The following is a 26,976-nucleotide window of genomic DNA, read 5'->3' as shown; positions in this document are numbered from 1 at the left end:
AGTGTAATCAATATAATAACTCTTGTTGCTTTATTAATTAATAAGAAAAATGTTGTGCAAAAGGAGTTGACATGCAAGTCATTGAGGCAAGACAAGCCCAAGTTATCGTTGATAGGCTGATGGAAGATATTCCATTTAATATTAATATTATGGATGCACAAGGTATCATTATTGCAAGTGGGGAGAAGGACAGAATAGGACATCGCCATTATGCAGCAGTGCAGTCGATAAGCAAACAAAAGAGAATTGAGGTGTATAGGGATACAGTCTATGAGAAAAAAGGAACAAACACTCCTATTGTTTACCAAAACGACATCATTGGAGTAGTAGGCATTAGTGGTGAACCATCCCAAGTTACTCCATTTGCTAATATTGTCAGCTCGTTTGTGGTGTTATTGATTCAAGAAAAGAGCGAGTTCAAGAATGAACAAAAACGACTCAATCAAAAAAAGCATTTTGTTAAAAAAATGATCGACAACATTGATGGAAACTACGACGAAGAGCTTATTACAGAAGGGTTAGACCATTATAAAGTTAATTTGATGGAAGAAAATGCTTGTATCCTAAGTAAAAACAAAAAGGATTTGGAAGAGATATTGGACGATCATGAAATATTTTACTATGAATCATTTTACTTCTGTCTAGTTTCCTCTGAGATGCACTCAGTCCTTAGTGGGCAATTAGAAAGTAGCGATTTAAGTGATATTATCATTATTGGTGAGCCGCAACTCCCAACACCATCTATGATTATGGAAACACTTGATTATTGGTATCTTGCTGATTTTTTTCAACTAGCCAATAAGGTTGTTCCGTCAGATATCAAGGCCTTCACTTTTTTAAATTCAGTATCTGAAACATTAGATGATAAGATTTTCGATAGTGTAAAGGAAATTTATCAAGACTATTATGAAACACTGATTGTCTTTGCTAAGACCAACTGTAATTATAATGAAACTTCAAAGCAACTCCATATCCATAGAAATACGCTAGCTTACAGGCTGCAGCGTATCACTGATATGACAGGGTTAAATCCTAATTTATGGTATGAGTTATGCACACTCCTAATGTATTTTATGACTAACTATAAAGCCATTTCTTAGGTATTAACGATTAATAGTGGGTTAGTAAATGGCTTTTGAAAAGATTCTTCGTAAAAAACGTCACTATTTTGAAGGATAGTGACGTTTTTGAGGTCTTCTCTTGGCAAAATCCACAAATCTAAATTTATCTAGTTTATGGCGGCTTTCGGTGAATTGAAATTGTTGCCCATTGCTCAGAAAGACCTTGGATTTGATGGAGACGACATGATGCTCACCAGCAAGATCTAAAAGAATATTGTCTTGCTGGTTGGTCTGATCGATAGTAATCTCTTTTTCAGCTAGATCAATCATGAGGTGTAAGTGATTTTCTAAGTAGTCATAAATAGACTTTTCTGCAATTGAACGATCAATTTCTGGAACAAATGTGGTCAGTAAATAGTCAATGTCAAGAACAGAAGCAACACCTTCCATCACACGTTGGCGCGTGATGCGCCAAACATGACTCTTGGGTGGAAAACCTGTTAGTTCTGATAATTTCCCATCGACGATGAGTTTATCGATAGCGATGACATTGGTTGTTGTCGTCATCCCTTGTGCTTGTGCAATTTCTTGGAAACTGGTCAAGGTGGAGACAGGAAAATTAATCCGTTCATGCTTGATAATTCGTGAGCCACTGCCTTGACGTTTTTGAATGAGGCCATGTTGTGCTAGGAGTTTCAAAGCTTTTCGGATGGTATCGCGGCTAACAGAAAATTGCTGGGCTAACTCTTCTTCAGTTGGTAGATAATCATTAACCTGGTAGGTTCCTTGATTAATGGCAGCTTCTAAATTTCGGAAAATTTTCTCGTATTTTTTCATAATTTCATACTTTTTCTAAGTTGTCTATTTTTTACAGACAAGATACCTTATTTTATCAAAATTGAGGCAAAATGTCGCCAAACAACTTGCCTACAAATTTGAAATCGATTACACTTATCTTGTAAATAAATTTATCTACGCTTTACGCCAAAAAATCTGGAGCAATCCTAGTAAACTATAAAAGGAGTTTGACTCAAATGGGAAAATTTGAATCTCAAGCTAAAGATCTCTTGACTGCCATAGGTGGTAAAGAAAACATCAAGGCTGTTACCCACTGTGCGACACGCATGCGTTTTGTTTTGAATGATGACAGCAAAGCTAATGTTGCTGAAATCGAAAAGATTTCAGCTGTTAAAGGCACCTTTACTAATGCTGGACAATTCCAAGTTATTATCGGTAATGATGTGCCTATTTTCTATAATGACTTCACAGCTGTTTCAGGTGTTGAAGGGGTTTCTAAGGAAGCAGCAAAATCTGCTGCTAAAAGTAATCAAAATCCTGTCCAACGTGTCATGACGATGTTGGCTGAGATTTTCACTCCAATCATTCCAGCGATTATCGTTGGTGGTTTGATTCTGGGTTTCCGTAATGTCCTAGAATCTGTGGGGATGCCATGGCTAGGACAACAAATAGCAGATGGTGCCAAAGTTTTTGATGCTGATGGTAATCCTGTCTGGAACACCATAACAATGGTGTCACCATTCTGGAGCGGTGTCAATCATTTCCTTTGGTTACCAGGTGAAGCGATTTTCCACTTCTTACCAGTAGGAATTACATGGTCTGTTTCTCGTAAAATGGGAACAACTCAAATCCTTGGTATCGTTCTTGGTATCTGTTTGGTGTCACCACAGTTGCTCAATGCCTATGCCGTAGCTGGCACACCAGCAACTGAAATCGCTAAAGATTGGGTGTGGGATTTTGGTGCTTTCACCATCAACCGTATCGGTTACCAAGCACAGGTCATTCCAGCCCTTCTAGCAGGACTTAGTTTGTCCTACCTTGAGATATTCTGGCGCAAACGTATCCCAGAAATGGTATCGATGATCTTTGTTCCATTTTTATCATTACTTCCAGCCCTAATCTTGGCTCACACTGTCTTGGGGCCACTTGGTTGGACCATCGGTAAAGGCATTTCATTTGTCGTCTTAGCTGGATTGACAGGCCCTGTGAAATGGCTATTTGGAGCTATCTTTGGTGCCCTTTATGCGCCACTTGTTATCACTGGTCTTCACCATATGACTAATGCAATTGATACGCAGCTTATTGCAGACACGGCTTCAAAAACGACTGGTCTATGGCCAATGATCGCTCTTTCAAATATGGCGCAAGGGTCAGCTGTATTGGCTTACTTCTTCATGAACCGCAAAAACGAACGTGAAGCTGAAATCTCACTTCCAGCTGCAATCTCAGCCTATCTCGGTGTTACCGAACCAGCCCTTTTTGGTGTCAATGTTAAATATGTATACCCATTTGTAGCAGGTATGATTGGTTCTGGTATTGCAGGGCTTTTATCAACGACTATGAATGTTCAAGCCAACGCTATCGGTGTTGGTGGTATTCCAGGCTTCCTTGCCATTAACGTTAAATACATGGTCCCATTCTTCATCTGTATGGCAGTTGCTCTCATCGTACCATTTATCCTGACCATTGTTTTCCGTAAAGCTAAGATCCTAACAAAAGCTGAAGATGAAAAATTAGCGTCACAAGCGGCTCTTGCTAGTGCAGAAGCTGAAAAGCCGGCAGCTGTACCTGATGCGACAAGATCAGCAGTAGGAACAGTTTCCTCAATCCATAGCCCACTTTCCGGTGAAGCAAAACCACTGTCAGAAGCTGTTGATCCAGTCTTTGCCCAAGGTGTTATGGGACAAGGAGTTCTTATTGAACCATCTGAAGGCGAATTGGTGTCACCGGTGGCAGGAACTGTTTCGGTTCTCTTCCCATCAAAACATGCTGTTGGACTCGTAAGCGATGACGGCGTAGAAATGCTGATACACATCGGTATGGATACCGTAAACCTTGACGGAAAAGGCTTCACAGCCCATGTTGCCCAAGGGGATAAGGTGGCTGTTGGTGATCCTTTGATTTCGTTTGACATAGTAGCTATTAAAGCAGCAGGGTATCCGGTTGAGACACCCGTTATTGTAACCAATCATAGTGATTATCAAGTTGACATTACAGGCAATCTGCCTCGTCAGCTGACGCGTGGAGAGGATCTTTTAACCACAAAGAAACAATAACGGAAATAAGAACGAAGCATGGTTTCACAAAAAGAATGGCATAAGCTAATGGATCAAAAATTATACAACCCTTATAAGGTTGGTGGTGATTCATGGCAAAAGGTTCACCAAGCACAAAAAACGTTTAATGAATCTGAGTTTTGGCACGATGATTCTGCCTTAAAAGCTCTACGCCTTTGCTTTTTAGAAGCACCTGAAGACATGGTCTTAACCCCTCCAGTTTATTTTGATCATGGTAATCGTATTCGATTTGGAAAGCATTTTTATGCGAATACAGGTTTGACTATTTTAGACGAACATAATGTCACGTTTGGAGACAATGTGTTTTTAGCGCCACATGTCAGTATTTATACGGCTGGACATCCCATAGATGCCGCTGTCCGTAATACTGAGTTAGAATATGCAAAACCAGTCACATTAGGATCAGATATTTGGGTCGGAGGAAATGTGGTGATCAACCCAGGTGTGACGATTGGAGATAATGTTGTTATTGGTTCAGGTTCGGTTGTAACCAAAGATATTCCAAGCAATGTGGTGGCTGCAGGAAATCCTTGCCGTGTGATACGGCCAATTACAGATGCAGATAAAGACTACTGGCATAAACAATATCAAGACTATCTTAAAGACCAGTAACGATAGAGTTGTAAGTTATAGAAAGGACTGATCATGGCAATCGACAAGCGTAAGGTTGTTTACCAAATTTACCCAAAATCATTTAAAGACACAACTGGTAGTGGTACGGGTGACCTCAATGGGGTGACTGAAAAGTTACCTTACCTCAAAGAGCTAGGAATTGATATGATCTGGCTCAATCCTTTTTACCCAAGTCCACAACGTGATAACGGGTATGATGTGGCAGATTACACAGCTGTCAATCCAGACTTCGGCACTATGGCAGACTTTGAAGCTATGGTAGCACGTGGTAAAGAGTTAGGTATTGATTTTATGTTGGATATGGTGTTAAACCACTGTTCAACTGAGCATGAATGGTTCCAGAAAGCTCTAGCTGGTGATTCCTATTACCAAGATTTCTTTATCTTACGTGATGAGCCGACTGACTGGGTTTCTAAGTTTGGTGGCAATGCTTGGGCACCCTTTGGTGATACTGGAAAATACTATCTCCACCTCTTTGATGTGACGCAAGCTGACCTAAACTGGCGCAATCCCAATGTCCGTGAGGAACTCTTTAAAGTGGTTAAATTCTGGCAAGACAAAGGGGTCAAAGGTTTCCGATTTGACGTGATTAATCTGATTGGAAAAGATGAGGTTCTGGAAGATTGTCCCATCAATGATGGTAAACCAGCTTATACTGACCGCCCTATTACGCACGATTACCTTCATGAACTCAACCAAGCCAGCTTTGGACAGGATGAGTCTTTCATGACCGTTGGGGAAATGTCAGCGACAACGGTGGAAAACTGTATCATGTACACAGCTCCAGACCGTGAAGAATTGTCAATGGCTTTTAACTTTCATCACTTGAAAGTAGATTACCAAGACGGTCAAAAATGGACGATTATGGATTTTGACTTCCAAGCTCTGCGTGATCTCTTTCATTCATGGGGTGAGGGCATGAGCCAAGGCAACGGCTGGAATGCTTTGTTCTACAACAACCATGACCAGCCACGTGCCCTTAATCGTTTTGTGGATATTAAGCATTTCCGCAATGAAGGAGCAACCATGCTTGCAGCTTCTATCCACCTATCACGCGGTACACCATACATCTACATGGGTGAAGAAATCGGGATGATTGACCCTGATTTTGAGTCAATGGCTGACTATGTGGATGTTGAGAGTCTCAATGCCTATCAAATCATGCTAGATGAGGGTAAGACACCAGAAGAAGCTTTCGAGATTATCAAGGCCAAATCGCGTGATAACTCACGGACACCGATGCAGTGGGATGCCAGTGAGAATGCTGGATTCACCACAGGTACTCCATGGCTCAAGGCAGGAAAATCTTACAAAGCGATTAACGTGGCTAATGAAAAAGACGGTATTATCTTTAAGTTTTATCAAGAGCTTATCCGACTCCGTAAAGCCATGCCAATTATTTCCGAAGGGGATTACAAGGCAGCTTATCAAGATAGCGAGTCTGTTTACGCCTTTGAGCGTGAATTAGACGGGCAAAAACTACTTGTCCTTAACAACTTCTACGACAAGGAGGTTGATTTAGACCTGCCAGCTGATTACCAACATGCTCAGGTTCTCATCAGCAATTATGACACTGAAACAGTTGGGACAAAAGTAACACTCAAACCGTATCAGACGATAGCAATCTTAGTCACATCAAATGAAGACTAGGTTGTTTCACTGTTAAATGTTTGAACAATAGATTGTTAAAGAAGCTCTGAATCACCTGAAAGAATGGTGGTTTAGAGCTTTTTGTATTTTGGAGGAGTATGCGTTCGATTCAATCAGTTTCTTGCAAAATGGCTGACGAAAGAATATCTAGCACAGTTTTTTGAATTAACTTTTAGGCAGCATCACTTTCAACTTACTGTACTAAAATATTGTCCTCGTCTCAGTTTCTTATCTGCAAGTTCATTCATTTGATAATATTGGCTTGTACAACCCTGCGGCAGTGGACAGCAAAATCAACCGCATAGAGTAGGAACAAGTTTCCACTTAGTAAAAGACAATGATTAGGACAGAACTGTCTCATTTGTTAAAACTAACGACCGAGGAGACTCTTTTAAACCTTGTAAACGCTAGAGATAGTCTCATTGATTCGCTTACTTTGAACTATTTTTTTAATTGCTCTTGTCAAGTCTTAGGTAATTAGGGTATAATCTTTTTGTGAAAACAGTTACAATTTTATAAAGAGGTTTTTTATGGAAACAGATTATCAACAACAGCACCCTGAAAAGTTTGCCACATTTATTAAACGCCAACGGGTTGTTTTTCTCATCGCCTTCTTTGGCTACGTCTGTGCCTATTTGGTACGTAATAATTTTAAATTGATGTCTAACAGCATCATGATCAATAACGGCTGGGATAAGGCTGATATTGCTACACTTTTGTCTTGCCTAACCGTCTCCTATGGGCTTGCTAAATTTTTCATGGGTGCCTTAGGAGATAAAGTCAGCTTACGTAAACTTTTTGCCGTCTGTTTGGGAAGTAGTGCCTTAATCTGCATTATCATTGGTTTTTTCAACACGTCTATGCTAACACTTGGTGTTCTTTTGATTCTCTGCGGTATTGTTCAAGGAGCTTTAGCACCTGCTTCACAAGCTATGATTGCTAATTTCTTCCCCAATAAAACGCGGGGAGGAGCTATTGCAGGTTGGAATATTTCTCAAAATGCAGGCTCTGCTCTCCTACCGATGATGATTGCCTTTTTAACAAGCGCTGGCTTTATTACACCTGAAACTGGTAACATCTATATGGCCTTTTTAGTACCCGGCGTACTAGTTTTAGGGTTTGCTGTGATTTGTTGGAAATTGGGAGGAGACAATCCTGAATCAGAAGGTCTTGATTCCTTGCGAACTATGTATGGCGATGCTGGTGAATCTAATGTGGCAACTGAGGAAGAGAAAAATTCACTATCCTATGGTCAGTTAATTTGGAAATACGTTTTTTGTAACCCTGCCCTACTTTTGGTGGCTGCAGTCAATGTCGCCCTCTACTTTATTCGTTTTGGGATTGAAGACTGGATGCCCATCTACCTCAGTGAAGTTGCTAAGCTACCAACAGAACAAGCTCAAATTGCCATCTCCATTTTAGAATGGATAGCGATCCCAGGTTCGCTTGTATTTGCTTGGTTAGCGATTAAATACCCTAATAAAATGGCGAAAATAGGAGCTATCGGCCTCTTTTCAATGACTGGTTTTGTCATTATCTATGAACAAATGACTGCTGGCGGTCACCCTAATTACCCATTACTCCTAATCATATCAGGGATTCTTGGGGCTCTTATCTACGGACCTCAGTTAATTGTTAATATCTTGACTATCGATTTTGTTCCTTTAAATGTTGCGGGTACTGCCATCGGTTTTGTTGGTGTTACAGCCTATCTTATTGGAAATATGGGAGCCAACTGGCTCATGCCTATTCTCGCAGATAGCTTTGGTTGGTTCTGGTCCTATATCGTTATCGCTGCTTTATCAGCCTTCTCTGCTGTGGGTTACCTCATTTTATCAAAACGTGAGGAAGAAACCATTAAAGAATAACAACCAACACCGCCAAATAGGTCAAAAGGTCTGAAAGAAGAGACATCAAACCCAGACCTACTAAACAACCTAATCTTCCTCATCGTTTGACTGATTAATAACATAGCTCCTAGAACTACTTGTTTAAGCGTTTCTAGGAGTTTTTAGTTTTTTTCTGAAATCATCGTTACGTTCTATAATGTGCGTTTGATTCAATCAGTTTCTTGCAAAATGGCTGACGAAAGAATGTCTAGGCTACACGACTGTTTGTGCCAAAAATCTTCTATCCTTATTTTTTGAAAGATGGCGACTGATAAATTTGTGGATAGCGCTTAGAACTTGGAGGAGAAGCCAAATCTCTTGAAAGAGACCGAACTACTGATGAAAAAATGGTATAATGGAAACTAATACAACCCCCTTAAGGAGTGGATTTTGGAAGAAAGTTTAATCAAATCAAAACAGCGTGTGCAACAACACGGAGAAGTGTTCACCCCTTCCTGGATGGTTCAAAAAATGTTGGATACCCCAGGTGTTAAAGAAGCTTGTGACGATATTTACGCTACTTTTTTAGAACCGGCTGCTGGAGATGGTAACTTTCTGTTAGCTATTTTAGAAAGAAAGCTCAGCGCTGTGATTGAGCAATACGACAAAAAATATTGGAAAGCCAAGTCTTTGATAGCACTGACTTCTATTTATGGCATTGAATTTCTTGAGGATAATTTAGAATTAGCGAGATCAAAGATGTTTTTGCATTATCTTGATTGGTTTGAAAAACATCTAGGGATTCATTTAAGTAGTAAAGATGATGTTTATCAGTCAGCGAATTACCTCATTCATAAAAATATTATCCGAGGGAATACCTTGACTAAAAAGCACCCGATGACAGGTGCCCCATTAAAGTTCAGTGAATGGCATTTTAAAAATAAACAGACGACAGTGGTTGAAAAGATTGATTTTTTCTTTGCTGATTTATTTGATGAGGCTGTTAATCAGGAAGATTATATTGTGGAAGGCCAGCTAAGTTTATTTGATCTTGATGGTGACGGTACAGATGATCTCACAGTAGAGATGGAAAAAGAAGTGACATCTATCGCCATTCAAAAAGTTTACAAATTGGGAGATTAGGGTTATGGAATCAAATTTTGAATTTTTGAAATTGGATTACGATACAACAGAGCTATTTCTAACGGCTAATAATGCTGAAAAGAACTATGCTCAAGAAGATTATGAGGGAGCTTTGACGAAGGCGCGCAAGTTAGCAGAAGCTCTTTCTCGAATGGTTGCGGATCAAGAATATATAGAGATCGACGAACGGGCGACCTTTCATAAGGTTCTTCAAACGGTAAAATATACGATTGATGATACCACGGTTGTAGATTGCTTTTTTGCCATTAAAGATTTAGGAAATGATTCGGCTCATAATATTAACCCTCGATATGCCACAAAGGATAATGCTTTAAAAGCCTTAAAGCAGCTATTTTTTATCCTGGTGTGGTACATGCGAAAATACGTTGATCCTGAAATAAAGTCCTATCTTTATCAACGCTTTTTAGAACCTCAAGCTCAAGCCTTGTACCGTGCGACAGAACGAAAATTTATCTATGTTCAAACGGTCAATAATGACAGTGGCCTGTTTCCAGCCTACGAAGGCACGCAAAAAATTGGGGAAGGCTCAGTAGCAGAAGATGAAATTGAAACTGACTGGAGACCTAATAGTGATTTTTTAAGGACGGTTGCTCCAAAACGAATTAAGCAATACATGACAACCGCTGGACTTAAATTTGAGTTGGGATGGGTGGAGTTGGCTTATCGAAAAGCCAACAAAACTTGGTTTCATGATTATGATGTGCACAATATTCTTAAACGATCCGGTATCAAACAATCAGATGTTTTAGAAGGAAATGAATGGTATCAAACGGATCTTGAAACCGCCAAAAGTGCTATAAAAGCAGTCAAGGAAGGACGAGAGTATCTTCACAGTTCGGCAGAATTGGATTTGGATAAAGAAGAAGAGATTATCCTACGTCCCGAACAGTCAGCTGCCGTTAAACAGACAGAAAAAACCTTTAAAAAACACCAACGGATGTTATGGAATGCCAAAATGAGATTTGGTAAAACCTTGACAGCTCTACAATTGATCAAAAATCAAGGGTTTCAAAAAGTCTTGATTATGACCCATAGACCAGTGGTAAAAGATTCTTGGTTTAAAGATTTTCAAAAAATGAAGATGTCTGATGCAGGGTATGAGTATGGCTCGGATTCTCAAGGGGCTTCATTGGCATCGCTCAAGACGGCTGACAGACCATTTTTATACTTTGCTTCCATTCAAAAACTTCGTTATAATAACGGACAAACCAATTTAAAAGACTTTTCAGAAGTTGACTGGGATTTGATCATCGTCGATGAAGCTCATGAGGGAACACAGACGGAGTTGAGTGACCGCGTTATGTCGCAGTTGATTAATGACAAGACCAAGATTTTGGAATTATCAGGAACACCGTTTAATCTCTTAGACCAATTTGAAGATGAGCAAGTCTACACATGGGATTACACCATGGAGCAACACGCCAAAACGGAGTGGAAATACAAGCACCCTAACGAAACCAATCCCTATGAAAAATTACCGCAAGTCAATATGTTTACCTTTGACATGCGACACAAAGAAAAATTCTCAGACGAGTCGAGGTCCTTTAATTTTAGAGAATTTTTCAAGGTAAATGAAGCTGGTGAACTCGTTTATCAACAAGATGTCAATGCCTTTTTGGATAACATCACCAATTACGATAGTGAAAACCATTATCCTTTTTCAACAGAAGACTACCGTAACGAACTGAGACATACGCTATGGCTCATGCCTGGTGTCAAAGAAGCCAATGCTTTTGAAAAATTGTTAAAACAACATGTCATTTTTGGTCAAGAATATAAGATTGTGAATGTTGTCAAAGATTCGAAAAGTGATGATGGCATTGCTAGTCAAGCGGATATAGACATGGTTAGGAATGCTATCTCAGATGATCCGTCAAAGACAAAAACCATTACCTTAACGGTTCGAAAGTTAACAACAGGTGTTAATATTCCTGAGTGGACGGCGGTACTCTTTTTATCAAATACGAACAGTGCCATGAATTATCTTCAAGCAGCCTTTCGTGCGCAAACCCCTTTCTCTCATGAGAAATTGGGACGCAAAGAGAACTGTTATATCTTTGATTTCGCACCGGACCGAGCCTTGTCAGTAATGGCAGAAAGTGCGCAAATCAACTCCGGTGTTGGTAAGAAGAACACGCAAGAGCAAAAGGATGCGATGACGCGTCTGTTAAACTTCATGCCTATTCTAGGGGCTTCTGGTAATGAGATGAAGCCTTACAATGTCGATAAGCTCCTAACGCAACTTAAAAAAGTTTATGCAGAAAAAGCGGTTAGATCTGGCTTTGAAGACGATAGTCTTTACAATGATAGTTTATTGACACTTGAGTCAGATGAGGTTGAAAAATTCAAAGATTTGAATGCGATTGTTGGCTCTGCTTCTAAGGCTGAGGTCAAAAAAATTGTCGTCAATGAAAATGGTCTAACAGATGAAGAATATGAAAAAGGTGAGCGAGCTAAGAAGAAAAAGAAAAAAGAGCGAACTAAGGAAGAGCAAGAATTAATTGATAAGATTAGCGAGGCTAAAAAGCAACGTAAGGCGATGATTTCCATTTTACGAGGCGTATCGATCCGTATTCCAATGATGATTTACGGTATGGCTATGGATATTAGCACAGATATTACGATTAACGATTTTATCAAAGCAGTTGATGATCAGTCATGGAAAGAGTTTATGCCTAAAGGCTTCACCAAAGGGATGTTTAAAGACATCACTAAATACTATGATGCCGAAGTCTTTGTAGAAGCCGGTCGTATTATTCGTCAAAAAGCTAAATCTTTTGACAGCTTAGACTTTATTGACCGTGCCGAAGCCATAGCAGACCTTTTTGGAACCTTTAAAAATCCAGATAAAGAGACCGTTTTAACGCCTTGGCGCGTGGTCAATATGCAGTTATCAAAAGGTATCGGGGGGCTTAATTTCTTTGATGATGAGTTTACCGCCACAACAAACGCAGCCACCTCAAATCTTCATTGGGTAGAGCGAGATGCTACGGATGAGGTCTATAAAGACGATACGCATCTATTAGAAATTAACTCAAAAACGGGTCTCTATCCCCTTCATGCCGCCATGAGTCTCTATTATAAGAAAATGGTTGATAATCAGGATTATCATTTCGAAGCTGATAAGGTTTACCGTGAGATTCTGGAAAATAACATCTATGCCATCGCCAAAACGCCAATGGCAAAGACGATTACCGAGCGAACATTGGCAGGTTATCACCATTACAAGACCAATGTGACCTATATTGAAAATCTAACCGATACCCTGAAATCAGATATCGAAAAAGGCAAAAAGCTAGTTGAGGAGGCATTTAACAACGTGAAATTTGATGTAGTGATAGGCAATCCTCCTTATCAAAACGAAGGAATTGGAGAAGTTGCACGTGATGAGCCAATATATCACAAATTTATGGATTTAGCTTATGAACTTGCAGATAAAGCTATTTTAATCACACCAGCTCGATTCCTTTTCAATGCTGGACAAACCCCTAAAACATGGAATAAGAAGATGCTAGAAGATGAGCATCTTAAAGTAATTTACTTTTCCCAGAAGTCGGAAGCAGTTTTTCCTAATACAGACATTAAGGGTGGTGTAGTCGTTACTTATCGAAATACCCAAGAAAATTTTGGTGCTATTGAAACCTTTACACCGATTGAATGGTTAAATGACTTGCTACATTTAGTTCGTCATAAAGTTAAGAGGTCATTTAATGAATATCTCTACGGACGTAGTAGTTATAAATTGACTAAATTGGTTTATGAGGAAAATCCGGAATTAAAAGGGCGGATTAAGCAAAGTGAAGAAAAGTCAATTGGCTCAAATATTTTTGATAAATTACCTGAAATTTTTACGGATACTCCTAAAAATAAAGATTGCATTCGTGTTTATGGTAGACAGAATAATGAGCGAGTTTATAAATGGATTAAGAAAACATATGTTCAAGACCATGATAATTTGAATAAATACAAAGTTTTACTTCCGAAGTCAAACGGAAGTGGGTCGATTGGCGAAGTCCTATCGACCCCACTCGTGGGTACCCCACTCGTGGGTCACACGCAAACCTTTATTTCTTTTGGTGCTTTTGATACTGAAAAAGAAGCTGAGAATTGTTTGAAGTATATCAAAACTGATATTGCTCGTGCAATGCTAGGGACTTTAAAAATTACTCAAGATAATGCAACTAAAGTAGTTTGGAGCAATGTCCCTTGGTTTGATTTTTCTGACTATTCTATTATTGATTGGTCAAAATCGGTTGAAGAAATTGAGCAACAGCTTTATGCCTATTTTGAAGTACCAGATAATATAGTTGCTGAGTTAAAAACAAACGTTAAAAGAATGAACTAGGGGTAGGGTTGATGTTAGTTAATGAGTTCACGTCAAGCTCTGACATTGACTGGTCACAGTCAGTGGTGGAGATTGACGTGAAGCTCTCGAAAATATGGGCTTTCAGAGGAAGAAATTGCCTTTATTGAGAGCAAGGTTAAGGAAATGCTGTGATGACTGCTCTTTGAAACTTACTGGCAGACCTTGTTGTCTTGGTTTTCGTAGAGAAAAGAAACTTCTCTATCGAAGAATATGGCTTTTAGATCACCTCTTTTGTGTATTGTTAAACTATTTTTCATCTTTTTGCCATAATTTTATAGTTTTTAACGTCTATTTTCACTTTTTTCTGTTAGAATAGTTTTTAACAATCGCTTGTTCGTAAGTGATTGAAATAAAAAGGAGACACATATGACACGTTTACAAGATGACTTTTTTGAAGCCGTTAATGGTGAATGGGAAAAAACAGCTGTTATCCCTGAGGACAAGCCCCGTACAGGTGGCTTCTCAGATTTAGCGGATGAGATTGAAGACCTCATGTTAGACACGACTGATGAGTGGCTAGCAGGAAACAATCTCCCCAATGATGCTATTTTGGCTAATTTTGTTAAATTCCACAAATTAGTAGCTGACTACGATGGGCGTGAAGCAGCAGGGACAGAGCCTGTTCAAGCGCTCATTAAGGAGTATCAAGGCTTAGCGTCATTTGCTGAGTTTGCCCAACAAATGGGTGTTTATGAGATGGAAGGAAAACCCAATCTCTTGCCATTTAGCGTAGCCCCAGACTTCATGGATGCCCAAACCAATGTCCTTTGGGCAGAAGCACCAAGCCTTATCTTGCCAGATACGACCTACTACGCTGAAGGTAATGAAAAAGGCAAAGAGTTGTTAGCCCTATGGCGCCAGTCACAAGAAGCTTTATTGCCTAAATTTGGCTTCTCAGCTGATGACATCAAAGATATGCTTGATAAGATACTTGATTTGGATGCCAAATTGGCTAAGTATGTTCTTTCAAGTGAAGAGTCAGCTGAATATGTGAAACTCTATCATCCCTACGACTGGGAGGAGTTCACCAAATTAGCTCCAGAATTGCCTTTGGATGCTATTTTTACACATATCTTGGGTCAAACACCAGACAAGGTTATCGTACCAGAAGAGCGTTTTTGGACCGAGTTTGCTGCGACGTATTATTCTGAAGAAAACTGGGAATGGCTCAAGGCAGAGTTGGTGTACAGTGCAGCTAACGCCTTCAATGCTTACTTAACCGATGAGATTCGTGTGCTTTCAGGTGTTTACAGTCGTGCTTTGTCAGGAACACCGCAAGCTATGGACAAGAAAAAAGCGGCTTACTATCTCGCTCAAGGACCATACACTCAAGCTTTGGGTCTCTGGTATGCGGGTGAGAAATTCTCACCAGAAGCTAAAGCAGATGTGGAAGCTAAAGTGGCAACCATGATTGACGTTTACAAAGATCGTTTGTCTAACAACACTTGGTTGCAAAAAGAAACCATTGAGAAGGCTATCACAAAACTAAATGTCATCACACCTCACATTGGTTACCCTGAAAAATTACCGGAAACCTATGCTAAAAAAGTGATTGACGAGAACCTTTCGTTAGTTGACAATGCTAAGAACTTAGCTAAGATTTCCATCGCACACTCTTGGAGTAAGTGGAACAAGCCCGTGGACCGTGACGAATGGCACATGCCGGCTCACATGGTGAATGCCTACTACGATCCGCAACAAAACCAGATCGTCTTTCCAGCAGCAATTTTACAAGCGCCGTTTTATAGCCTAGAGCAATCCTCATCAGCTAACTACGGAGGCATTGGAGCTGTTATCGCTCACGAAATTTCACATGCCTTTGATACGAATGGTGCTTCCTTTGATGAGCACGGTAGCCTCAACAACTGGTGGACAGAAGAAGACTATGCAGCCTTTAAAGAGCGTACTGATAAAGTAGTTGATCAGTTTGATGGTATTGATTTCGCCGGTGGTAAGACCAATGGGAAATTAACCGTATCTGAAAATGTGGCAGACCTTGGTGGACTTGCAGCCGCACTTGAAGCAGCTAAGAAAGATGATGACTTCTCAGCAGAAGACTACTTCATTAACTTTGCGACTATCTGGCGCATGAAGGCTCGTGAAGAGTACCTACAACTCTTGCTTTCAATTGATGTTCACGCTCCAGGAAAACTCCGCACCAATGTACAATTACCAAACTTTGATGACTTCTTTACAACATTTGATGTCAAAGAAGGCGATGGCATGTGGCGTGAGCCAGCAGACCGCGTCGTGATTTGGTAAATCATTAGCTTACAAATCAACACCCTAATCTTATGATTAAGGTGTTTTTTGTACGACAAAAAAACCAGACAGTAACTGTCTGGCTTAGGAGATTATGAAAAAGTTTTAGGATAATTGTATTATAGGATATGATGCTTAAAAAAAGCTTAACTGCCCAAAGATCTTAACAAATTATCTTTCTGGATGTTTTCAGTAATCGTATTAGGAGTTTTTCAGTGTAATATGGTATGATGAGAATAAGAAAACGAGTGAGGTGATGTTATGAAAAAAGCTTTGTTGGTTGTCAATCCAAGTGCAGGTGGTGAAAAAGCCCAAGAATTTCAAGAGGCTGCCCTAAAAAAATTAGAATCCTACTTTGACGAGGTAGAGGTTAAAGAGACTCAAAAAGGTGGCGATGCACGTGATTTTGCAACAGCAGCTGCTAAAGAAAAGATAGACAGTGTCTTTGTTATGGGCGGTGATGGCACGGTTAATGAAGGCATTAGTGGTTTGGCAGAGCAAGACTACCGTCCAAAATTTGGATTTTTCCCACTAGGTACGGTCAATGATCTAGCACGCGCTTTGAATATGCCTATTGATCCTCAAGAAGCTATTGATAAACTTGATTTCGAGCAAACCAAATCTTTGGACATTGGCAAAATAAATGACCATTATTTTATGAATGTTATCGCTATCGGGTCCATTCCTGAAGCTGTTCGTGACGTTTCAGTTGAAGAAAAAACGAAATTTGGCAAGATGGCTTACCTTATCTCAGGACTGAAGAAGATTGCTCAAAATGAGAACTATGAGTTTGAACTTGATGTTGATGGTGAACACATTTCCGTTACGTCGACAACACTTTTAGTTGGATTGACCAATTCTATCGGTGGTCATGAGAATTTCCTACCTGACGCGAAAGTTGATGATGGGCTTTTGCATCTGGTCTATCTCAAAGATACTAATATGTTAGAATCTTTCCAAGCAGTCCCAGGTCTAGCCAAGGGAGTTACCGACTCTAATCAAAGCATTGGCTATCGTACCTTTACTAAGGCTCACATTGCTTTAAAAAATGCAAGGTCTTTGGGAACCAATGTTGATGGGGACGAGGGTGATGATCTACCAGTTGATGTTAGCATTTTACCATCACACTTAACTGTTTATAGCGGAAAATAAGAAAAAAACTCATTTGGGTGAAACCAGATGAGTTTTTAAGTGTCTCATACGCTATGAGGATTGAAAGCAGACTAAGCGATGTCGATACAGATAGACCCGAAGTCACCAAAACGAGTCAAGGACACTACTTTTAGTTTTCGAAGCGTATTAGTGAACATCAAAAGGCGATCCTTGGGTAAGGATGGCTCCGTCTTCCATAGTTGCAGCATCCTTTTGTTCTAATAGGTGTTGGTAATACACTGACCGGGTTGTCGTGAAGTAAGGTAAAAGGTAGATTGATATCAGACCAAAAGTGAATATCCCAAGGATGAACCAGCCGATAAAACTCAAATACAGTTTGAAGAGTTCAAAAATATGACCTTTCATTAGTTGTTTGCTTTCTCTGATAGCTGCTAACGGACCTTGGTAACGATTTTGAGCCACTTGGTCATAAATGACAAATTCTGTTTGCGAGTATTGTAGAGATTTCCAAATGCTGAGAACAGCACCTAAGAGAAACAAGACGAAGCCAGCTAGGATGATGAACAATTCTGCGCTGCCTATGTTAGTATGATTAGAAACTGCTATAAGAGGAATAACTATCATTATCACTAACCCTAATAGAAAAAGAATTGTCCAAGGGAGTAGCAATAAGTTACGAACAAGAAGTGTTATAAATAATTTAAGAAAGCGACTGCCTGAAAAACTTTGTGTTAAATCCCCAAATTCAACGGATTGGCGTTGTTGACGAACCACTTCCAGCATGGTATAGAGAGCTGAGATGGTAAAAAAGGCCAATAAAAAAGTTACTAAAGTTGGAAAAGTCACAGAAACACTTGATTCTGATCCGCTAGTGTCACTGAGACCTTCTCTAACAGAAACACTAATGTTAACGATGGATAAAATAATCGGTAGTGTAAAAAGAGCGTACTTGCCAGGCAGATTTTTTAAGAGTGCCTTAGCTTGTTGTTTGATACTTGTTATCATAAAAGACTCCAATCTAAAAGGGTACTATGGAACTGTTGAGCACATTATAACATAAGATAAAATGAGTGAAAAATGTTTTCATCAGAAAATCCCAGAGCGTTACACCAAAAACAAGATTTTTTAGTAGAAGTGACTGACACAAAACGCTTTATTTGGTAAAATAGCATAGCTGACTTGTTATGGTGCAGGGTGAGAGGATTGCAATCGCCATTTTGGGCATTCCAAATCTTAGCTCATCCCTAGGACTGTCTTTTCTAGTAAATCAATACTCAAGGAGTAACACAATAAGGAGTCAATATGACAGAACATCCAATTAAATACCGTCTCATTAAGACGGAAAAACACACAGGTGCTCGTTTGGGAGAAATCGAAACCCCACACGGAACCTTTTCAACGCCCATGTTTATGCCAGTTGGTACACAAGCAACGGTAAAAACGCAGTCTCCAGAAGAACTCAAGCAAATGGGTTCAGGCATTATCCTTTCTAATACTTATCACCTCTGGCTGCGCCCAGGTGATGAGCTGATTGCCCGTGCGGGTGGTCTTCATAAGTTTATGAATTGGGATCAAGCTATCCTAACGGATTCTGGTGGTTTTCAGGTTTATTCATTGGCTGATAGTCGCAATATTACTGAAGAAGGGGTAACCTTTAAGAATCACTTGAACGGTTCAAAGATGTTCCTTTCTCCAGAGAAAGCGATCTCAATTCAGAACAATCTTGGGTCAGACATCATGATGAGTTTTGATGAATGTCCTCAATTTTACCAACCTTACGATTACGTTAAACATTCTATTGAACGGACTAGTCGCTGGGCAGAGCGGGGGCTAAAAGCCCATCGCCGCCCTCACGATCAAGGACTCTTTGGGATTGTACAAGGTGCTGGCTTTGAGGACCTCCGTCGTCAGTCGGCTGCGGATTTGGTAGCCATGGATTTCGCCGGTTACTCTGTTGGCGGTCTGGCTGTTGGTGAATCCCATGCAGAAATGAATGCTGTCTTGGACTTTACCACACCGCTCTTGCCTGAAAATAAGCCTCGCTATTTAATGGGAGTGGGAGCGCCAGATAGCTTGATTGATGGGGTGATTCGTGGGATCGATATGTTTGACTGTGTCCTTCCAACACGCATCGCTCGTAACGGAACTTGCATGACCAGTGAAGGTCGTCTAGTGGTTAAAAATGCCAAGTATGCCGAAGATTTCACACCGCTCGACCATGACTGTGATTGTTATACTTGTCAAAATTACACGCGTGCTTACCTTCGTCACCTACTCAAAGCTGATGAAACCTTTGGTATGCGCTTGACCTCTTACCATAATCTCTACTTCTTGGTCAATTTGATGAAGAAGGTGCGCCAAGCCATCATGGATGACAATTTACTTGAATTCCGTGAAGACTTTGTAGAGCGTTATGGTTACAATCAGTCAAACCGTAATTTCTAATAGTGGCAATAAGCTCTGTAAATGAGCAGGTTGAAGGGGAAGTCCTTTTAGGACGATCGCCTTCAGCCTTTTTTATTGAGGTTAAAAATAGAAAAAGCGCAGAGAGATTATGAAAACGACATTTCTCAGCCTTGGTTTACTGGTAATCCAATGTCACATTTTTCTTTCTTCTGTCCTTTAGACGTTATATCGACCTTCTGGTCTATCAAAAGGACACAAAAAGTGTAAACTTTTATATTGTATATGGTTGACACAAATAAAAGACTAAGCTAAACTAGTCGGTAGAAGCCTAGGAAAGGATACTATGCTATTTAAGGGAATCAATCTAGATGAGAATAGTCGTTGCCAACACTATCACTCTGAAGAGGATATTGTCGCTTTAAAGTGCGCGACTTGTCAGTCTTATTATGCTTGTTATAAGTGCCATAATGCTATGGAAAACCATCCCTTTGAAGCCACTTCAAGTGATGAAGGCTATCCTGTTATTTGTGGTGCTTGTCAAACCTATCTGACCCTTACAGGCTACAAGTCTGGGTCTTGTCCACATTGTGGGTCTGTTTTTAATCCTAACTGTCAGCTTCATGATCACATCTATTTTTTAAAGGAGTCTCACGATGACTAGCACTAAATCGCTTATTCAAATAGCCCTAATGGCAACCTTGATGGTTATTTTAGGACTAATGCCACCGTTGCCATTAGGATTTATTCCTGTTCCGATTGTCCTTCAGAATATGGGCGTCATGCTAGCTGCCATCCTTTTAGGACCTAAAAAAGGAACCTTGTCCATTCTTATTTTTCTCATTCTTGGTTTGTTCTTGCCAGTATTTACAGGTGGTAGCACGACTTTGGTTGTGTTTGCTGGTCCGACGGCAGGTTACGTAATGGGATGGTTAATCGTGCCTCTTGTGTTTGCTGGTCTACGTCGACTACTTCCTTTTGCTCAACCGCTGGTTAGTTTTGCTCTTGTCTGGTTATCAGGTGTTTTAGTCGTGGATGTCATCGGTGCGATCTACTTAGCACACTATACCCATGCAGCGCTGCTTCCATCACTTTTGTCAAATTTGGTTTTCATTCCAGGAGACACCGTCAAAGCCATTATTGCGACTATGATTGGAACAAAATATGGCAAACAGATTGGGTTAGATTAGGACAAAGATTAGTTTAGGCTGGGTTACCAGCTTTTTTTTAATGGTCGTCCTCCTCGATTTTGTGTTAGAATAGTAGCAGTTATTATCAAGGAGAAATCATGTCAGACTTGTTTGAAAAACTCATGGAACAAATCGAAATGCCGCTTGAACATCGTCGTTCAAGGGCCTTTTCGTCTGCCGATATTACCGAGGTTAAGGTACATTCTCTTAGTCGTCGTTGGGAGTTTCATTTTTCATTTGATCACATTCTTCCAATCGAGCTTTACCGTGAACTGGAGATGCGGTTGGTGTCAACCTTTAAGAATGCTGACATCAAGGCTTCTTTTGATATTAAAGTGACCAATCCTGAATTTGATCAGGAGCTCTTGCAGGCTTATTATCAAGAAGCTTTTGACCATCCACTTTGTGCCAGTGCCGGTTTTAAAGCTACCTTTTCAAAACTGCAAGTTGCCTACGATGGCCAAAAAGTTATCATTACAGGACCAGAATATGCTAACAAGGATCATTTCAAAAAGAATCACATCCCAAAACTAGCCCAACAATTTGCCTTATTCGGCTTTGGTGATCTGACATTTGAAGTGGTTTCTGACCAAGCCATGACAGAGAAGCTGAAGTCCTCTTTTGAAAGTAATCGTGAGGCACTCTTAGAGCAAGCTGCGCAGGAAAACCTTGAGGCTCAGAAAGCTTTAGAAGCTGCAGGTCCTCCACCAGAGGAGCCAAAAGCCTCTCCAGCTTTTGACTACAAGGAAAGAGCAGCTAAACGCCAAGCTGGATTTGAAAAAGCTGCTATCACACCAATGATCGATATTCAGACAGAAGAAAATCGTATTACCTTTGAGGGGATGGTTTTTGACGTTGAGAAGAAAACGACACGTACTGGGCGTCATATCATCAATTTCAAAATGACAGACTATACGTCAAGCTTTGCCATGCAAAAATGGGCTAGAGATGACGATGAGCTCAAAAAATACGACATGATTGCCAAAGGGGCTTGGCTCCGTGTCCAAGGAGATATCGAAAATAACCGCTTTACCAATAGTTTGACGATGAATGTTCAGCAGATTAAGGAGATTGCCCATACACCACGTAAGGACTTGATGCCAGACGACCAAAAACGTGTGGAATTTCATGCTCACACCAATATGTCAACAATGGATGCTTTGCCAACGGTGGAATCGCTTATTGATAAAGCAGCGGAGTGGGGCCATCCTGCTGTTGCTATCACTGATCATGCGAATGTGCAAAGTTTCCCTCATGGCTATCATCGCGCTCGCAAGCTAGGTATTAAAGCCATCTTTGGGATGGAAGCTAATATTGTAGAAGATAGTGTGCCTATTACGTATAATGAAGTTTCTATGCCACTTAAAGAAGCTACTTATGTCGTTTTTGACGTGGAAACAACGGGATTATCAGCGGTTAACAATGACTTGATTCAGATTGCAGCCTCAAAAATGCACAAGGGCAATATCATCGAGCAGTTTGATGAGTTTATCGACCCAGGCCATCCGCTATCTGCTTTTACAACTGAATTGACAGGGATTACTGACCAACATGTTCAAGGCTCTAAGCCACTAAAACAGGTTTTGGAAGAATTTCAAGCTTTCTGTCAGGATACCGTCTTGGTTGCCCACAATGCCACCTTTGACGTTGGCTTTATGAACGCCAATTACGAACGCAATCATCTGCCACTGATAACGCAACCTGTCATTGATACCTTGGAATTTGCTCGTAATCTCTACCCAGAATACAAACGTCATGGTTTGGGGCCTCTAACTAAACGTTTCCAAGTAGCGCTTGAACACCATCACATGGCCAATTATGATGCTGAAGCAACTGGCCGTTTGCTCTTTATTTTTATCAATGACGTCTTGGATCGTCATGGCATTACAGATATGGCGGATTTGAATACCAAATTGGTGGCGGAGGATTCCTATAAGAAAGCTAGGGTCAAACATGCGACGATCTACGTGCAAAACCAAGTTGGTCTCAAAAACATCTTCAAACTGGTATCTCTATCGAATGTTAAGTATTTTGAGGGAGTGGCTCGTATCCCAAGAACAGTCCTAAACGACCACCGAGAAGGGTTATTGCTCGGCTCAGCTTGTTCTGAAGGGGAAGTCTTTGACGCTGTCTTGACCAAGGGGGTCGACGCCGCAGTTGAGGTTGCTAAATATTATGATTTTATTGAAATCATGCCTCCGGCTATCTACGCTCCTCTCCTAGCGCAAGGAACCATCAAGGATGAGGTAGGTATTCAAGAAGCTATTCAAAAGCTCATCGAAGTTGGTAGGCGCCTAGACAAGCCAGTTCTAGCGACTGGAAATGTTCATTACATCGAGCCTGAAGAAGAGATTTACCGTGAAATTATCGTTCGTAGCCTTGGTCAGGGGGCTATGATCAACCGTACCATCGGACGTGGTGAGGGCGCAATGCCAGCGCCGCTCCCCAAAGCCCACTTCAGAACAACCAATGAGATGTTGGATGAGTTTGCCTTTTTGGGTAAAGAATTAGCTTATCAGGTGGTTGTTACCAATACTCAAGCTTTTGCAGAGCGTTTTGAGGAGATTGAGGTCGTTAAAGGGGATCTATACACTCCTTACCTTGATCGGGCTGAGGAAACGGTCGCTGAGTTGACTTATGAAAAAGCCTTTCAGGTTTATGGCAATCCTCTGCCTGATATTATCGATCTGCGTATTGAAAAAGAACTATCCTCTATTTTGGGGAATGGTTTCGCAGTGATTTATCTGGCCTCTCAGATGTTGGTTAACCGTTCTAACGAACGGGGTTACCTTGTTGGTTCCAGGGGTTCTGTCGGTTCTTCCTTTGTTGCGACCATGATTGGGATTACCGAGGTTAACCCTATGCCGCCACACTATGTCTGCTCTAACTGTCAACACAGTGAATTCATCACAGACGGTTCCTATGGTTCAGGTTATGACCTGCCCAATAAAGACTGTCCTGAGTGTGGCACTCTGTACAGAAAAGACGGTCAGGATATTCCCTTTGAAACCTTCCTTGGATTTGATGGCGACAAGGTTCCTGATATTGATCTCAACTTCTCAGGTGATGACCAGCCATCAGCTCACTTGGATGTTCGTGATATTTTCGGAGAAGAGTACGCCTTTCGTGCTGGAACAGTTGGTACTGTGGCAGACAAGACAGCCTACGGGTTTGTTAAAGGCTATGAACGTGATTATGGCAAATTCTACCGAGATGCAGAAGTGGACCGTCTAGCCAAGGGGGCAGCTGGCGTTAAGCGAACAACTGGTCAGCACCCAGGGGGTATCGTTGTTATTCCTAATTATATGGATGTTTATGATTTTACTCCTGTTCAGTACCCAGCAGATGATACTTCAGCTGAGTGGCAAACCACCCACTTTAACTTCCATGATATTGATGAAAATATTTTGAAACTCGATATTCTCGGACACGATGATCCGACCATGATTCGAAAACTCCAAGATTTGTCTGGTATTGATCCGTCGGAAATCCTGCCCGATGATCCTGGGGTAATGGCACTCTTTTCAGGAACCGAAATCCTTGGAGTGACTGAGGAGCAAATTGGTACTCCTACTGGGATGCTTGGGATTCCAGAGTTTGGAACTAACTTCGTTCGAGGGATGGTCAATGAAACACGCCCAACAACCTTTGCGGAATTGCTTCAACTGTCAGGATTGTCCCATGGAACAGACGTTTGGCTGGGAAATGCGCAAGACTTGATTAAACAAGGGATAGCTGACCTTTCGACCGTTATCGGATGTCGAGATGACATCATGGTTTATCTCATGCACCAAGGGCTCGAGCCTAAGATGGCTTTTACGATTATGGAGCGGGTGCGTAAGGGCCTGTGGTTGAAGATTCCCGAAGAAGAGCGCAACGGTTATATCCAGGCTATGCGCGATAATAATGTGCCAGATTGGTACATTGAATCTTGTGGAAAAATCAAGTACATGTTCCCTAAAGCCCATGCGGCAGCCTACGTATTGATGGCGCTTCGTGTGGCCTATTTCAAAGTTCATCATCCCCTTTATTATTACTGTGCTTATTTCTCTATTCGTGCCAAAGCTTTTGAACTCAAGACCATGAGTGGAGGATTGACAGCTGTCAAAGCTCGCATGAAAGATATTACTGAGAAGAAGCAGCGTAATGAAGCAAGTAATGTTGAAAATGATCTTTTTACAACGCTTGAGTTGGTTAATGAGATGTTAGAGCGTGGTTACCATTTTGGAAAGTTAGATCTTTATCGTAGTGATGCGACTGAATTCATCATTGATGGAGACACCTTAATTCCGCCATTTGTAGCTCTTGAGGGTCTTGGTGAGAACGTTGCTAGACAAGTAGTACGTGCTCGTCAGGATGGGGAATTCCTTTCCAAAACCGAACTTCGCAAACGCGGTGGTCTCTCATCTACTTTAGTGGAAAAAATGTCTGATATGGGTATTCTTGGCAATCTTCCAGAAGATAACCAATTGAGCTTATTTGATGATTTCTTCGCTTAGAATAATCAGACGATAACAAAACATTAAAAACCTTATCAGAACAGGAGTTTGAAGGCTTTCAACTCCTGTTTTTCCTTGACCAAATAGGTCTTCTGATGATATGATGGCACTAACTAGCTTAGGAAAAATGTCAAAGGAGATTGTGATGAGTAGACTGGATAGTAACGCAGCCCTGAAAGCTATGGTTGTTTTTCGTAAGGCGGAGAGAACCCTAGATGCCTTCGGATCAAGTGTTTTTAAGAAACACCAGATTACACCGACACAGTTTAGCGTACTAGATGTGCTTCACACCAAGGGAGAGATGACTATCAGCAAGTTGATTGAGTCTATCCTTGCCACATCAGGAAATATGACCGTGGTGTTAAAAAATATGGACCGTAATGGCTGGATTTATCGTCGTCGAGATGATAATGACAAACGTGCCTATGTGATTGGTTTGACAGATGAGGGACGCCGCTTGATTGAAGCGGTGTTACCAGAGCACATTGCGCGTGTGGAAGAGTCATTTTCAGTGTTGACAGAAAAAGAGCAGTTACAACTCATAGACCTTTTGAAGAAATTTAAAAATTTGTAATAGATAGTACTTTTTTCTTTACAGGCGAAAAATGATCTGATATTATAACGACATAGTAATAATTTGTTACTAACTAGAAAGAGTCGTTATGACTATCGTGACTAAATTAAAAACATTTTTCAAAGGGGAAAAAGACATGAAAAACATTTTATTCGTTGTTGGTTCACTACGTAAGGGGTCATTCAACTACCAAATGGCTGAATTGGCGGAAAAAGCGCTTGAAGGTAAAGCGACTGTGACCTACCTTGACTACTCAGATGTTCCTGTGTTCTCACAAGATTTGGAAGCGGCAGTGCCAGTTGCAGTTGCCAAGGCACGTGAAGCTGTTCAAGCTTCAGATGCTATTTGGTTCTTCTCACCTGTTTACAACTTTGCTATGCCAGGTACAGTGAAAAATCTTCTTGACTGGTTGTCACGTTCACTTGACCCAGCAAATCCTGCTGCAGAATCTGCGATTCACGATAAAGTAACAACCGTTTCATTGGTTGCTAATGGTGGACATGAGCAAGCTGGTGACCAATACCGTTCTCTTCTTCCATTCATCCGTACAAATCTTGTGGATCACTTTACAACGGCAACCGTTAACGATTCAGCATGGGTGGACGGTAAATTCCTTGCAACAGAAGAAGTTTTAACAGCATTGGACAAACAAATCGAAGCCCTTCTTGCTGCCATCAACTCATAATCTCTGACAGTCTCATAAAAATAGAACTAAGGTTAAAGAAAATATCCATTTTGGATCCCTTTCTTTAACCTTTTTTGGGACATTAAAAGCCTCAGAAAGATTATGCCATTACTGTTTATACTCAGTTAATGTCAAAAAAATAACTTTTTTGATCTTTTCTTCAGTAGTGCGGGCGGAAGTAACCTCCTTCGGAATTTCATTCCTAATTTTTGAGCCTAGGTCTCAACGATTCCGTTATTAGGGACAGCAATACTGTCACAAATCATACCACTACGGCGAAAAGATCCTTTCAAGCTTACTTCGTTCGCTCTACACTGCGGAATCCTATTTTGCTATTTAATACATCGTGTTATTTTTTGATTTTGGATGAGTACTAGGATCCTTATTTATATAGTGCATGAAATAAAAATAGTACAACTGCCATCATTCTGATTGGATTATCGCTAGCTTTT

Annotated in this window: 17 protein-coding genes; 15 read left to right on the top strand and 2 right to left on the bottom strand. The window is 40.7% G+C overall.

All coding sequences use genetic code 11. The features are described from left to right. Nucleotides 1–71 precede the first annotated feature (71 nt). Entirely contained in the window at nucleotides 72–1,100 is a 1,029-nt protein-coding gene (locus ABP870_RS06565) for a CdaR family transcriptional regulator (RefSeq protein WP_350014651.1), read from the top strand. A 63-nt stretch (nucleotides 1,101–1,163) separates the two neighbouring features. Here ABP870_RS06565 and treR read toward each other — a convergent pair whose 3' ends face one another. Then, the gene (treR, locus tag ABP870_RS06560; RefSeq protein WP_350014650.1) at nucleotides 1,164–1,898 is read right to left on the bottom strand and encodes a trehalose operon repressor; all 735 of its coding nucleotides are present in this window, start codon (nucleotides 1,896–1,898) and stop codon (nucleotides 1,164–1,166) included. A 197-nt stretch (nucleotides 1,899–2,095) separates the two neighbouring features. On the opposite strand from treR, the gene treP reads away from it, so the two are divergent. The 8 genes from treP to ABP870_RS06520 all read left to right on the top strand — a co-directional run bounded on the left by treP (nucleotide 2,096) and on the right by ABP870_RS06520 (nucleotide 17,212). Then, nucleotides 2,096–4,135, top strand: a complete 2,040-nt coding sequence (gene treP / locus ABP870_RS06555) for a PTS system trehalose-specific EIIBC component (protein WP_350014649.1) — start codon at nucleotides 2,096–2,098, stop codon at nucleotides 4,133–4,135. Between the two features lie 48 nt (nucleotides 4,136–4,183). Further along, complete coding sequence (locus tag ABP870_RS06550; protein ID WP_350014648.1) at nucleotides 4,184–4,768, top strand: sugar O-acetyltransferase; 585 nt, start codon at nucleotides 4,184–4,186, stop codon at nucleotides 4,766–4,768. A gap of 33 nt (nucleotides 4,769–4,801) precedes the next feature. After that, nucleotides 4,802–6,439, top strand: coding sequence for an alpha,alpha-phosphotrehalase (treC, locus tag ABP870_RS06545; RefSeq protein ID WP_350014647.1), 1,638 nt, complete (start codon nucleotides 4,802–4,804; stop codon nucleotides 6,437–6,439). Between the two features lie 530 nt (nucleotides 6,440–6,969). Beyond that, on the top strand, nucleotides 6,970–8,307 hold the full coding sequence (locus ABP870_RS06540; RefSeq protein WP_350014646.1) for an MFS transporter: 1,338 nt from the start codon (nucleotides 6,970–6,972) through the stop codon (nucleotides 8,305–8,307). Nucleotides 8,308–8,718: 411 nt separating this feature from the next. Continuing rightward, nucleotides 8,719–9,411 (top strand): N-6 DNA methylase, encoded by a 693-nt coding sequence (locus ABP870_RS06535; RefSeq protein WP_350014645.1) that lies wholly within the window; start codon nucleotides 8,719–8,721, stop codon nucleotides 9,409–9,411. Between the two features lie 4 nt (nucleotides 9,412–9,415). Continuing rightward, the gene (locus tag ABP870_RS06530; RefSeq protein ID WP_350014644.1) at nucleotides 9,416–13,777 is read left to right on the top strand and encodes an Eco57I restriction-modification methylase domain-containing protein; all 4,362 of its coding nucleotides are present in this window, start codon (nucleotides 9,416–9,418) and stop codon (nucleotides 13,775–13,777) included. Nucleotides 13,778–14,164: 387 nt separating this feature from the next. Further along, entirely contained in the window at nucleotides 14,165–16,060 is a 1,896-nt protein-coding gene (locus ABP870_RS06525) for a M13 family metallopeptidase (protein ID WP_350014643.1), read from the top strand. 261 nt (nucleotides 16,061–16,321) lie between these two features. Then, nucleotides 16,322–17,212, top strand: a complete 891-nt coding sequence (locus tag ABP870_RS06520) for a diacylglycerol/lipid kinase family protein (protein ID WP_350014642.1) — start codon at nucleotides 16,322–16,324, stop codon at nucleotides 17,210–17,212. 147 nt (nucleotides 17,213–17,359) lie between these two features. On the opposite strand, the gene ABP870_RS06515 is transcribed toward ABP870_RS06520, so the two are convergent. Further along, nucleotides 17,360–18,178 (bottom strand): DUF975 family protein, encoded by an 819-nt coding sequence (locus tag ABP870_RS06515; RefSeq protein ID WP_350014641.1) that lies wholly within the window; start codon nucleotides 18,176–18,178, stop codon nucleotides 17,360–17,362. 297 nt (nucleotides 18,179–18,475) lie between these two features. Between ABP870_RS06515 and tgt the strand changes: the two genes are divergently transcribed. The 6 genes from tgt to ABP870_RS06485 all read left to right on the top strand — a co-directional run bounded on the left by tgt (nucleotide 18,476) and on the right by ABP870_RS06485 (nucleotide 26,524). Continuing rightward, nucleotides 18,476–19,618: a tRNA guanosine(34) transglycosylase Tgt gene (tgt, locus tag ABP870_RS06510; RefSeq protein WP_350014640.1), complete on the top strand. Its 1,143-nt coding sequence runs from the start codon at nucleotides 18,476–18,478 to the stop codon at nucleotides 19,616–19,618. A gap of 304 nt (nucleotides 19,619–19,922) precedes the next feature. Continuing rightward, on the top strand, nucleotides 19,923–20,240 hold the full coding sequence (locus ABP870_RS06505; protein WP_350014639.1) for a CHY zinc finger protein: 318 nt from the start codon (nucleotides 19,923–19,925) through the stop codon (nucleotides 20,238–20,240). Next, entirely contained in the window at nucleotides 20,233–20,766 is a 534-nt protein-coding gene (locus ABP870_RS06500; protein ID WP_350014638.1) for a biotin transporter BioY, read from the top strand. The genes ABP870_RS06505 and ABP870_RS06500 overlap by 8 nt, the downstream gene beginning before the upstream one ends. A 98-nt stretch (nucleotides 20,767–20,864) precedes the next feature. After that, nucleotides 20,865–25,265, top strand: a complete 4,401-nt coding sequence (locus tag ABP870_RS06495; protein WP_350014637.1) for a PolC-type DNA polymerase III — start codon at nucleotides 20,865–20,867, stop codon at nucleotides 25,263–25,265. 145 nt (nucleotides 25,266–25,410) lie between these two features. Beyond that, entirely contained in the window at nucleotides 25,411–25,839 is a 429-nt protein-coding gene (locus ABP870_RS06490; protein ID WP_350014635.1) for a MarR family winged helix-turn-helix transcriptional regulator, read from the top strand. Between the two features lie 136 nt (nucleotides 25,840–25,975). Further along, nucleotides 25,976–26,524: an NADPH-dependent FMN reductase gene (locus ABP870_RS06485; RefSeq protein ID WP_350014634.1), complete on the top strand. Its 549-nt coding sequence runs from the start codon at nucleotides 25,976–25,978 to the stop codon at nucleotides 26,522–26,524. The last annotated feature ends 452 nt before the right edge of the window (nucleotides 26,525–26,976 follow it).

Origin of the sequence: Streptococcus jiangjianxini (genome assembly GCF_040225085.1) — a bacterium.
GTDB lineage: Bacteria > Bacillota > Bacilli > Lactobacillales > Streptococcaceae > Streptococcus > Streptococcus jiangjianxini.
The sequence above is the reverse complement of the archived record's forward strand: the minus strand, read 5'-3'. Positions and strand labels throughout refer to the sequence as shown.